The 12,315-nt window shown below is 60.9% G+C and carries 10 protein-coding genes; 9 read left to right on the plus strand and 1 reads right to left on the minus strand.

The window, feature by feature from the left end:
• The first annotated feature begins 3 nt into the window (after positions 1-3).
• From PLO63_03500 to PLO63_03540, 9 genes are all read left to right on the plus strand, one after another.
• Complete coding sequence (locus PLO63_03500) at positions 4-1,170, plus strand: hypothetical protein (GenBank protein ID HOI73192.1); 1,167 nt, start codon at positions 4-6, stop codon at positions 1,168-1,170.
• A gap of 23 nt (positions 1,171-1,193) precedes the next feature.
• Entirely contained in the window at positions 1,194-1,655 is a 462-nt protein-coding gene (locus tag PLO63_03505) for a Zn-ribbon domain-containing OB-fold protein (protein HOI73193.1), read from the plus strand.
• A gap of 254 nt (positions 1,656-1,909) precedes the next feature.
• Positions 1,910-3,241: an acetyl-CoA hydrolase/transferase C-terminal domain-containing protein gene (locus tag PLO63_03510; protein HOI73194.1), complete on the plus strand. Its 1,332-nt coding sequence runs from the start codon at positions 1,910-1,912 to the stop codon at positions 3,239-3,241.
• A gap of 175 nt (positions 3,242-3,416) precedes the next feature.
• Complete coding sequence (locus PLO63_03515) at positions 3,417-4,571, plus strand: acyl-CoA dehydrogenase family protein (protein ID HOI73195.1); 1,155 nt, start codon at positions 3,417-3,419, stop codon at positions 4,569-4,571.
• Between the two features lie 212 nt (positions 4,572-4,783).
• On the plus strand, positions 4,784-6,151 hold the full coding sequence (locus PLO63_03520) for an acetyl-CoA hydrolase/transferase C-terminal domain-containing protein (GenBank protein HOI73196.1): 1,368 nt from the start codon (positions 4,784-4,786) through the stop codon (positions 6,149-6,151).
• A 436-nt stretch (positions 6,152-6,587) separates the two neighbouring features.
• Positions 6,588-7,730: an acyl-CoA dehydrogenase family protein gene (locus PLO63_03525; GenBank protein ID HOI73197.1), complete on the plus strand. Its 1,143-nt coding sequence runs from the start codon at positions 6,588-6,590 to the stop codon at positions 7,728-7,730.
• A gap of 173 nt (positions 7,731-7,903) precedes the next feature.
• Entirely contained in the window at positions 7,904-9,154 is a 1,251-nt protein-coding gene (locus PLO63_03530; protein ID HOI73198.1) for an acetyl-CoA C-acyltransferase, read from the plus strand.
• Between the two features lie 358 nt (positions 9,155-9,512).
• The gene (locus PLO63_03535; GenBank protein HOI73199.1) at positions 9,513-10,010 is read left to right on the plus strand and encodes a GNAT family N-acetyltransferase; all 498 of its coding nucleotides are present in this window, start codon (positions 9,513-9,515) and stop codon (positions 10,008-10,010) included.
• 43 nt (positions 10,011-10,053) lie between these two features.
• Positions 10,054-10,818 carry a glucose 1-dehydrogenase gene (locus PLO63_03540; protein HOI73200.1) on the plus strand — a complete coding sequence of 255 codons (765 nt, stop codon included), beginning with the start codon at positions 10,054-10,056 and terminating at the stop codon, positions 10,816-10,818.
• A 54-nt stretch (positions 10,819-10,872) separates the two neighbouring features.
• Here PLO63_03540 and PLO63_03545 read toward each other — a convergent pair whose 3' ends face one another.
• Positions 10,873-12,303 carry a sigma 54-interacting transcriptional regulator gene (locus tag PLO63_03545; GenBank protein ID HOI73201.1) on the minus strand — a complete coding sequence of 477 codons (1,431 nt, stop codon included), beginning with the start codon at positions 12,301-12,303 and terminating at the stop codon, positions 10,873-10,875.
• Positions 12,304-12,315: the final 12 nt, after the last annotated feature.

The raw sequence follows: 12,315 nt of genomic DNA on the forward strand, positions 1-12,315 counted from the left end.
GTTATGGGAAGACCGGTAGGAATCATCGGAGTCGGGCAGACGAAGCACGGCCGGCGCATGGATGTGGCATATCCGGAACTTGTCCGCGAGGCGGTGCTGCGCGTATTTGAGGACAGCGGGCTGGAACCTTCCGATATTGACGGGGTGGTCTCGGGTACGATGCCGTCCATGATGGAAGGAGTGGCCCTGACGCATTTCTATTTTGCCGACGCCATGCAGGCCGTCGGAAAGCCGATCCTGAAGACGGAGACCTGCGGATCCACGGGGGTCTCCATCGCCCACACCGCCTATTACTGGGTCTCCTCGGGGATGGCCGACGTCGTGCTGGCGGTGGGTCACGAAAAGATGAACGAAGGGGACGCCCAGGCCACCATGACGACGGTTGCCGAACCCTTCTACCAGAGGTATTTCATTGCCGGCGCGCCGGGGGTGTTTTCCATGCAGTCCCAGATGTGGGCGGATCGCTACGGGATTCCCGAAGCAAAGATCCGCGACGCGGCGGCGCACATCTCCGTCGAGCACCACAACGCGGCCTTCGAAAATCCCTATGCCCACGTAAAGATCCGGGTGACCATGGACGACGTGAAGAACGCCCGGGTCATCACCTATCCCGTGCGGCTTCTCGACGTCTGTCCCACCTCGGACGGGGCCTGCGCCATGATCTTCGTATCCAAAAACATGGCGAAGAAGCTCGGTCGCAAGACCGCCTGGGTCAAGGGAGTGGGGTACCGGGGTGAGGAGTACTACTTCGGCGACAGCGACAAGGGGCTCTGGCAGGGAGCCGTCCAGGCGGCGAAGCAGGCCTACGATCAGGCCGGGATCAAGAATCCACGCAAGGACCTGGACGTGGCGGAAGTCTACAACCCCTTCACCTTCCAGGAGATGCTCTTCTACGAGTGCTTCGGTTTCTGCGAGCCTGGCGGGGCTCCCGATATGGTCCTGAAGGGGACCTTCGACAAGAAAGGCGAACTGCCCTGCGATCCCTCAGGGGGTGTGCTCTGCACGAATCCCATCGGCGCTACCGGCCTGATCCGGGTTGCCGAGACGGTGCTCCAGGTGACGGGCAAGGCGGGGGAACACCAGATCCCCAAGGCGAAGACGGCCCTGAGCCATGCCATGGGCGGCGTGGACCAGTTCAACGGGATCATGATTGTCGGATCCGAACTTTAAGAATACGGACGGAGGAGAATACCATGTCGAAGGAATATAAGACGTTGATGACGGAAATCCGGCTTCCCTACGAACTGGCATACGGCCCTGTCTGGACCCGGTTTTTCGAGGGAATGGCGGAGAAGAAGATCCTGGGGACCAAGTGCACCAAGTGCAACCGGATCCTGGTACCGGCACGGAGCTTCTGTCCCCGCTGCTTCGTCGACACCGACGAGTGGGTTGAAGTGGCCCAGACAGGAACGCTGACGGCATGGAGCTACGTGAACTACCGTTATTTCGGCATGCCGACGGAGCCGCCGTTCATCAGCGCACTGCTCCGGCTGGACGGAACGGACGTCGATTTCCTGCATATTCTTGGTGGCTTCGATGTCTCGGATTTTGAAAAAACACGAAAAATAGTCAAAAACGGCATGCGCCTCAAAGCGGTCTGGAGCAACGACCGGAAAGCGCATATCATGGACCTGAAGTATTTCAAGCCGCTGTAATTTGGATCTACGCCGCATCCCTTCTTGATTCCGACCCGGGGCAGGGGAGTGTCGCCTCTCCCCGGGCGGTTCAAGCGGGAGGGAACCCTGCATGGGATGCGGATGATATTCTCTCCAGGGGGAACCGGAGGCCGGAGTCGGCCACGGAAGGTCTTTACTTTTCTTTGCGAGCCAAACGGAAGCGTCTTCGGCGGGTGAGTTGTACCCGCTGCAGGGCGGGGCCGTGCGCAATAAAATCAACAGGAGGGATATTCATGAGTTGGAAGGAAGTCTACACAAGCAGGCTGATGTCAGCGCAGGAAGCGGCGAAGATCGTCAAATCGGGTGATCGTTTCTGGACCCCCCTTCTCCTGGGGCAGCCCGCCATGCCGATCATGGACGCCATCGCGGACCGGAAGGACGAGCTGAAGGACGTGGAGTACTGTTTTGCCCTTGTCCTCCGGCCCTACAAGATCTTCAAGCCGGAGTACCGCGACACCTTCAAGCTGGTCTGCGGCTTCTACAGCACGCCGCACCTGCAGGAGCTGGCCAAGAGCGAATGGTCCAATTTCTGGCCGGCCCAGAGCTCCGACATCGCCATCAAGAACGCCCATCGGAACAGGGTCTTCCCGCGCCGCACCGGCATCGTCCTGCAGGTTACACCGCCGGACGAACACGGCTTCGTGAGCCTCGGTCTCGACACGTTCTACACCGAGCACATCATGGACCAGTGCGAATGGATCATCGCGGAAGTGAACAGCAACATGCCGCGCACGTATGGCCAGACGAACTTCCATGTGAGCCGCTTCACGGCCTTCGTGGAGAATCCCAACCCGGTCATTGCCGTTCCCACCCCGGATGCCAACGAGCAGGAGCGAAAGATGGCCGAAAACGTCGTCGGCCTGCTTCGCGACCGCGATTGTATCCAGGTAGGCATCGGCGCCGTGCCGGCGGCCATCAGCAAGCTGCTGGAGCATTCGGGCCTGAAGGACCTGGGGATCCACACGGAGATGGCCCCCGCGGGGACTCATCGGCTGGTTGAGAAGGGAGTCGTCAGCTGCAAGTACAAGAAGATCAACCCCGGCAAGATCGTCCTGGCCTTCACGATGGGCGACAAGGAACTCTATGAATTCCTGGGGAACAACCCCATGGTGGAGTTCCGTCCCACCATCTATGCCAACCATATCGGCATCATTTCCCAGGAAGAAAACGTGGTGGCCATCAACGGATCCATCGAGGTGGACCTGACGGGCCAGATCTGCTCCGAATCCGTAGGAAACCTGATGCGGACGGGCTCAGGCGGCCAGTTGGACTTCGTGGTCGGCTCCTTCTGGTCCAAGGGCGGCCGGGCCATCAACCTGGTTCCATCGACGACCCTGAACGATACGGTATCCAGGATCGTTCCATACACCACCTGGGGCTCGCGGGTCACGGTGCCCCGCCACTATGCCGGATTCATCGTGACGGAATGGGGCGTTGCGGACCTCTACGGCCGTTCCGAGCCGGAGCGGGCGGAAGCGCTGATCGCCATCGCCCACCCGAAATTCCGCGAGGAGCTGGAAAAGGCAGGCCGCGAACGGGGCCTGATTAAAAAGAAGACGTTCTGACAAAGACTGGATTCCGTGCCCGTCCCGGGTTTCCCCCGTCCGGGGCGGGCTCGGGCGAAACGTCCGGTCCGGCGCGGAGGCTGCCGGGACGTGATCCTGAAGTTCCTGTAACTGGACAGAGGAAGGGCCATGCCCCGGAGCATGTCCCTTCCTTTTTTCTGCGGGAGGTTACGGAATGATTCCTTTTACCGACGAGCAGAAGATGTTGCGGGAGACGATCCGCAGCTTTGCCGAGAGGGAAGTGGCTCCTCTGGCGTATGAAATCGATGAACGGGAGCGTTTTCCCGAAGAGAGCTTCCGAAAACTCGCCGCCATGGGACTGGCGGGTCTGACGGCGCCGGTCGAGTATGGCGGCGCCGGAGCAGGGTACACGGAACTGTGCATCATTACGGAGGAGCTGTCTGCCGTCTGCCTCTCCACCGCCGCTTCCTGGGGAACCCATGTCTGCCTGTGCATGGACAACATCCGCCGGAACGGGACACCGGCACAGTTGGAAAAATACCTTCCACCCCTCTGCCGGGGCGAGAAGATCGGCGGCTTGGCCATGACGGAGCCCTCCGCCGGTTCCGATGTCATGTCCATGAAGCTCCGGGCCGAGGACAGGGGCGATCATTATCTCTTCAACGGGTCCAAGATTTTCATCTCCAACGGTCCTGTTGGAGACGTCTTTGTGGTTTATGCCAAGACGGCTCCTGAAAAGAAGGCCCACGGCGTATCGGCCTTCATCATCGAGAAGGATTTCCCGGGCTTTTCCCGGGGGAAGAAATTCGAGAAGATGGGGTGGCGGGGCTCGCCGACGGGAGAGCTGATCTTCGAAGACTGCCGGGTTCCCAAGGAGAACCTCCTGGGAAAAGAAAATAAGGGATTCCTGGTCCTGATGGGCGGCCTCAACACGGAGCGGGTCTGCCTGGGGGCCATGTCCCTGGGGCTCGCCCGGGGGGCCTACGAGGTGGCCCTGAAGTACGCGAAGGAAAGGGTCCAGTTCGGGAAGCCCATTGCCGCCTTCCAGCTCATCCAGGCCAAGCTGGCCGACATGGCCATGGAGATCGAGCTGGGACGCCTCATCACCTACAAGGGAGCCCTCCTGGCCGACCAGGGAAAACACCGGGAGATGAACCTGACAGCTGCCTATGCAAAGCTCTACACCTCCGAGGCGGCCATGCGGATCACCACGGAGGCCGTCCAGATCCTCGGCGGTTACGGGTACATGAAGGAGTTCCCCGTGGAGCGGATGATGCGCGATGCCAAGCTCCAGACCATCGGAGGCGGTACATCGGAGGTCCAGCGCATGATCATCGCCCGGGAGATCCTGGGCGGCATTGCGGAATGACGGGGAGATCGCGGATATGCAGAAATGCCCGATTGTGCACTTGTGCACAGGGCGGAAATGCCCCTGCCGGTTATCTGGCCTACGAAACAGATGAATATGAATAACAATTTTTCTCCTTCCGCAGATGGTTTGCCTTTTGCAAATGTGCAAAGCGCTGCCCCCGCATGGCCGGGTCGGCGCAGGGGGTAAGTAAACAGGAGGGAGGTTTCGCAATGTCGAAGTACGGCAACAAACTGGCAACTCCGGAACAAGCGGCGGCTCTGGTGAAAGACGGCATGTGGGTAGACTACGGGACGGTCCAGATGCCCCGTGCCTTTGACAGAGCTCTGGCTGCGCGGGCGGGCGACGTGAAGGGTGTCAAGGTGCGCATGCTGGGCCACCTGACTCCCCTGGAGATCATGGAGAAGGATCCGGAAGGAAAGAGTTTCTGGACAGCCAACTGGCATATCCTGGGGCACACCCGACGCTACATCGCCGAGAACCGGGGTACCCACATCCCCTACAATTTCGGGGAGAGTGGCCGGATCTACCGGGAGGACATCGAAGTGGACATGGCGGTCCAGACGGTGACCCCCATGGACAAGCACGGGTATTTCAACTTCGGACCCCTGAACAACTTCAAGAAAGCCGTCTTCGAGAAGGCGAAGATCCGGGTCGTGGAAGTGATCGAGGACATGCCCTGGTGCTACGGGGGGTACGACGAGTGCATCCACATTTCCCAGGTTGACCGGGTCATCGAGAACAAGACGGACAAGATCATCACCATTCCCTCCGCGCCGGCCTCGGACACGGACCGGGCCATCGCCGGGCACATCGCCGAACTGATCCCCAAGGACGGACCCTGCCTCCAGATCGGCATCGGCGGCCTTCCCGACACGGTGCTCCGCCTCCTGGCGGACAGCGGCGCCCGGGACATCGGGATCCACACGGAGATGGTGACGGAAGCCATCATGGAGCTTCACGAGGCAGGCCTCATCACGGGCCGCAAGAAGACCTTCCTGCCGGAGAAGATCGTCTGGGCCTTCTCCATCGGCAGCCGCAAGCTCTATGACTGGATCGACCACAACCCGGCCCTGGCCATGTATCCCGTCGATTTCACGAATGATCCCAACGTGATCGCCCTGAACAGGGACCTGATCTCCATCAATGCCATTCTCGGCGTGGATCTTCAGGGACAAGTCAGTTCCGAGTCCATCGGCTTCCATGAGTATTCGGGGACGGGCGGCCAGCTGGCCTTCGTCCGGGGCGCCTACTATCGATCGACGAAAGGCCTGCCGCCGATCGGATACTCCGGGAACAAGTCCATCCTGGCTTTCCACTCCACCTACAAGGACAAGGACGGAAACCTGAAATCCAAGATCAATCCCACGCTTCCCCCCGGCGAGATCGTGACGGTGCCGCGGACGGACGTCTCCTTCCTGGTGACGGAGCAAGGTGTGGCCTACCTGAAAGGCCTCTCGATTCCGGAGCGTGTTCTGGCGATCGTGAAACTGGCCCACCCGGACTTCCGGGACGGTCTCCTGGAGGAGGCGAAGAAGATGCACTGGCTGAATAAACAATGGTCCCTGGGCGGATTCTGATGGGCGGGCCGTTGAAAAACGCCCGCTTGCGGCGTTGCCCTCGCCCCGAGCCATTCGACGTACGAAAAAGTACGCCTCACGACTCGGGGCTTCGGGCGCCTTGCATTCGGGCATTTTTGAACGGCCCTTGAGGGAGGTCATGAACGGGCCGCTGAAAAACGCCCGCCTGCGGCGTTGCCCTCATTCCGTGCCGCTCAACGTACAAAGAAGTACGCCTCGCGGCACGGAATTTCGGGCGCCTTGCATCCAGCCCCTTTTGAACAGCCTTAAATGGGCTGATGAAAAACGCCCGCCTGCGGTGTTAGCCCTCGCCCCGATCGATTCAACGTACGGAAAGGCTGACGGAGAGCCGCCGCGGGCAGGAAAGTGAGTCAACATTCCACCATCGGTGGATGAGGGCCCTGACGGGCCTTCCAATTGAAGAAGGAGGATGGCAATGGATTACGAGCTGTCGGAAGAACTGAAGATGTTGAAGGAGATGGCGTACAAGTTCGCGGTGGCGGAGTTCACGCCGATTTCGAAAGAGTGTGACGAGCACGAGAAGTACACCCCGGAGATCCGGAAGAAGGCGGCGGAGAACGGCCTGGTGGGGGCCTGGATCCCGGAGGAGTATGGCGGGGCGAACGCGGGAAGCCTGGGGAACGCGATCATCACGGAGGAGCTGTCGAAGGTGGACATGGGGATCGGCCTGAATGTGGTGGCGGCGTGCTTCGGCTGTGAGTCGATCTTCCAGTACGGCAGCGAGGAGCTGAAGAAGAAGTATCTGCCGCCGGTATGTGCGGGCGACTGGGTGAGCTCGGGCGGATACACGGAGCCGAACGCGGGGACGGACGCGTCGGGGTACAAGACGCGGGCCGTGAAGGACGGGTCGGACTACGTGATCAACGGGAACAAGATGTTCATCACGAACGGAACGGTTGCGGACTTCATGGTGACGGCGTGCATCACGAACCCCGATGAAAAGAAACACAACAGCTTCAGCCTGATCATCGTCCCGATGGATACCCCGGGGATCACGCGGAACAAGATCAAGGGGAAGCTGGGGATCCGGGCGAGCGACACGGCGGAGATCGCGCTGGAGGACGTCCGTGTTCCGCAGGCGAACCTGATCGGGAAGGAAGGGAAGGGGTTCATCCAGCTGATGCACTTCTTCGACACGACCCGAGTCATGGTCTCGGCGCAGGGGCTCGGGCTTTCGGAGGCGTGCCTGGAGACGTCGGTGAAATACGTGAAGGAGCGGACGGCCTTCGGCCAGCCGATCGGGAACTACCAGCTTTCGCAGAAGAAGCTGACGGAGATGGTGATTCAGATTGAGGCGTTGCGCGGATTGGTGTACAAGTCGGCGTGGCTGATCGACCAGGGCAAGCCGGACTACACGCTGGCGGCGATGGCGAAGTTCTACAGCGGCCAGACGGCGGTGTTCTGTGCGAATGCAGGCGTCGAACTTCACGGAGGATATGGGTACATCGATGAGTACTCGGTCCAGAAGTGGTACCGGGACGCGAAGATCCTGGAGCTGTACGAGGGGACGAAGGAAGCGGAGATCATGACCATCGGTCGGTATCTCCAGGCGAGATAAGGACGGGCCGGTTCCCGCAACGGGGACACATCATTCCATTTCACTCCAATCCCTGTATGGGGTGGAGAGAACCGGCCGTCGAAAGGGGACGCACCGTTTCTCTCCGCCCCTTGATCAGGGAGGAGGGTTCGGGAAGAGATGCGGGCAATCGCGGAAAGGGAGGAATGCGAGAAATGAAGGATGTTGTCATTGTATCGGCATGCCGGACGGCCATCGGCGAGTTCGGAGGATCGCTCCGGGACATGCAGCTTCCGGCGATCGGAAGCGTGGTCATCAAGGAAGCCGTCAAGCGGGCGGGAATCGACCCGGCCACGATCGGAGACGTGCGGTTTGGCTGCTGCATGGAGCCGGCGGAGGCGATGAACGTGGCGCGAGTGGCGGCCCTGATGGCAGGCATCCCGGATACGGTCACGGCCTGCACGGTGAACCGGGTGTGCATCTCCGGCATGGAGGCGGTCGTTTCCGGTATGGCCATGATCCAGGCGGGGATGGTGGACATTGTCCTGGCCGGAGGCATGGAGCACATGTCCGGGGTTCCCTACATCGTTCCGGCGGCTCGCTGGGGCTGCCGTTTCCAGGACCAGATCTTCATGGACGCCCTCGTCCACGGCCTCCACGCCGGATCTCACGTCCTGCCCGGCCCGGAGCTGGGGCCCATCAAGGACGGACCGATCATCGAAAAGTTCCGGGGTAAGCCCTACATCATGGGCATCACGGCGGAGCTGATCGCCCAGAAGCACAACCTGACCCGTCAGGAGATCGACGAGGTGGCCCTGCGGAGCCACAACAACACCGAGCGGGCCACCAACGAGGGCGACTTCAAGGAGGAGATTGTCCCCATCGAAGTTCCGACCAAGAAGGGCAAACCACCGAAAATCTTCGACAAGGACGAGCACTTCCGTCCGGGCCTCACCATGGAGGACCTGGCGAAGCTGCCGGCAGCCTTCGTTCCGAAGATCGGTCTGGTCACGGCTGGGAACGCCTCGGGCATCAACGACGGAGCAGCCGCCATGGTCATCATGTCGGCCGAGAAGGCGAAGGAACTGGGCCTGAAGCCCCTCGCGAAGATCAAGGCCGTCGGCCGCGGCGGCTGCCATCCGTCCGTCATGGGACTCAGTCCCGTTCCGGCGGTGAACGACCTGATGGCCAGGTCGGGCATCAAGCTGTCCGATTTCGATCTCATCGAGCTGAACGAGGCCTTCGCTGCCCAGTACCTGGGCTGCGAGCGGGAGCTGGGGCTGAACCGGGAGATCACGAACGTCAACGGGTCCGGCTGCGGCCTCGGCCACCCGGTCGGCGCCACGGGCTGCCGGCTCATGGTGTCGCTGATCCACGCCATGAAGAAACGGGGCAAGACCCTCGGCATGGCAACGCTCTGCGGCGGCGGCGGTGTTTCCCTCGCCACGGCGATCGAGATGTTCTAAAAGCCCGAAACACGTGCCCGGAGAAGGCCTTCGGGCCGTTCCGGGAGTGAATCCAAAGGGGAAGAGCCACCCGGTTCTTCCCCTTTGCCTTGTCCGGGGCGCGGGGGCTGCCACGGTGGTTTCCGCCAGTGATGTATTCGGATCGATACGCCGGCAGGATGGAAAAGCTTCCCAATGCTTCCTCTGGCCCCCCCCGTCGGGCCTCCGCGAACATTGGGCGATGCTGAGGTGCCGGACTGTCGTGGGTTGCGGAACCGGTCTGTTTCCGTTACAAGGGGTGTGGCCGCGAATTGCCTTTTTCGCAGGATGAACCGGAAAGGGAAAAGATTTCCAGACGATCAGGTATCGGAGATCAACCGTGAGCGATTGGACGATCATAAAGGTCTCCGCGTATTCCCCGGGCCTCCTCGGCCGGGTGACGGAGTTGCACGGCCGATATTACCACCACCATTGGGGGTTCGACCTCTTCTTTGAGGCCAAGGTGGCGATGGAGATGGTCCCTTTCCTGGAGCGCTTCGATCCGGTCAGGGACGGCCTCTGGGTGTCGATGAAGCATGACCGGGTCATCGGGAGCGTTGCCATATGCGGGCAGGACGCAGGGACCGTTGGGGCTCGGCTGCGCTGGCTGATCGTCGAACCGGAGCACCAGGGGATGGGAATCGGAAAAGCCCTGGTGGAGAAGGCCGTTGATTTCTGCCGGAGATCCGGTTTCCGGCGCGTCTGGCTGACGACGTTTGCCGGGCTCGATGCGGCTCGTCACATCTATGAAAAGGAAGGGTTTCAACTGCAGGAGGAGCAGGAAGACGCCCACTGGGGCAGGACCGTGCGGGAGCAGCTGTTCGAACTGCTGATGTAGACAGGGCCGGCACACGTCGGCATTGCGCGAGAGGAAAACGGATATGGGTGTACTGAATCAGTTCGGACTGTGCGGCCGGGTCGCCATTGTGACCGGCGGCAGCAAGGGACTGGGTCGGGCCATGGCGCTCGGCCTGGCGGAAGCGGGGGCCAAGTTGGTCGTCGTCAGCCGGACGCAGAGTCTCATTGAAGAAACCGCCGACGAGATCATCAAAAAAGGCGGTGAGGCACTTGCAGTTCCGACGGACGTGAGGAGTGAGGAGGACGTCGAGCGGATGGTCGCCCTGGTGGCGGAAAAATACGGCCGCATCGACATCCTGATCAACAACGCGGGGATCGGGGGCTCCAGGAAGGTCGTCACCATGACGGCGGACGAGTGGAGCAACATGATGGATACCAACGTGAAATCCATTTTCCTTGCGGTCCGGGCCGTGGGGAAGGTGATGATCCGGCAGCGGTCCGGCAAGGTGATCAACGTCAGCTCCGTCCTGGGGAAGGGAGCCCTTCCCCGCTCCATGCACTACGGGGCCTCCAAGGCGGCGATCATCCACATGACGAAGACCCTGGCCCTGGAATGGGCTCCCTTCAATATTCATGTGAACGGCATTGCTCCGGGATGGTTTCTGACGGAGATGACGAAAGACCAGCAGGAGGGAGAGAACCGGGAATTCCTCGTCCGGAGAATCCCCTTCGGACGCTTCGGCAATCCGGAGGAGATGGTCGGATTGGCTGTCTTTCTGGCCTCGGACGCCTCCAACTACATCACCGGGGACACGGTCTTCATTGACGGCGGATATTCCCTCTGGTAGAACCGCTTCCGCAGTCGAAGGGCCTTCGTGAACCCGCGCCTGCGCTGTTCCCGCTCATCCTGCATCCTTGACTATTCCCGTCAAACCGTATTTCCGGTTCTTACGGGTCAGGGTAGACAGGTCGATCTGCAGTTCTTTAGCCGCTTCGTTCAGATTTCTGAACTTCCGAAGGGTTCGCCGGATCAGGGCTCTCTCGAACTCCTCCACCTGCTTGCGGAGAGGGCCCGTCTGCAGGGCCTGCCGCATACCGTCCATTCTCGGGTGCGGGTTATGTCCATAGGCCGCCCGGATGTCCCGGGGCAGGTCTTCCATGGTGATCACCTCCCCCTCACTGGTCACGACGATCCGCTCGACGGTGTTCCGGACCTCCCGTACGTTTCCGGGCCACTCGTGCTGGATCAGGGCGTTGAGGGCGTCAATGGACAGTGCCTTATCCGTCTGGTAGCGCTGGTTGTAAATCTTCAAAAAGTGCTTGATCAGGGGCAGAACATCCTCCCGCCGTTCCCGGAGCGGGCTGACGTGCATGGGGATCACGTTCAGCCGGTAGTAGAGATCCTTCCGGAATTTCCGTTCCTTGACCATTCGTTCCAGGTCCATGTTCGTGGCGGCGATGATGCGCACGTCGATGGGCAGGGTGGCCAGTCCTCCGAGGCGCTTGATGGCCCGGTCCTGCAGCACGTTGAGAAGCTTGGGTTGCAGCTCCAGGGGAAACTCGCCGATTTCGTCGAGGAACAGGGTTCCATTGTGGGCCAGCTCGAAGAGCCCCTGCTTGCCCTGGCTCCGGGCGTCCGTGAAGGCACCCTTTTCATAGCCGAAAAGCTCCGATTCAAGAAGCGTCGGAGGCAGAGCGGCGCAGTCCACCTTCACGAAGGATCCCAGGCGGTGACGCGTGCTGTGGTAATGGATGAACTGGGCCAGGACGTCCTTCCCGACTCCCGAGTCGCCGGTAATGAGGACTGTCGCGTCCGACGAGGCCACTTTCTTGGCCACTGCGAGGATGTGCCGGAACTCAGTGCTTCGGGCGACGAAGAACTTGTTCGTATTCCCAAGCTGCTCTTCCAGGTAGTCGATCCGCTTCTTGAACTGCTCGATCAGGACCTGGGATTGCTCGAGTTCTCGGCTGATGGTGTTCAGCTCCGTCACGTCCCGGAGGGAGCTGATGACCGCCAGGGGATGACTGTCCCTGTCCCAGACGATGGCCGCCGTTACCAGGAGGTCTCGCCCGCTGGGATAGCGGACCAGGCGGCTGCGGCTCTTATGATCTCTCAGGACTTCGAGATTTACGGCTCGTGGGACCCAGTTCTTCTCGATGGCGAAATTCGTATGCCTGCCGATCAGCTCCTTGCGGTTGATGCCGCTGATGCGCTCGAAGGCCGCGTTGGCCATCAGGTAATAGCCGTTGAGATCGGCGATGTAGATCCCGTCGGAGACGGACTCGATGACGGACCTCATAACGCTCAGGACATGATCGGAAAATCCGGACACGGTAAAGACTCC

This window comes from Syntrophales bacterium, from assembly GCA_035363115.1.
GTDB lineage: Bacteria > Desulfobacterota > Syntrophia > Syntrophales > PHBD01 > PHBD01.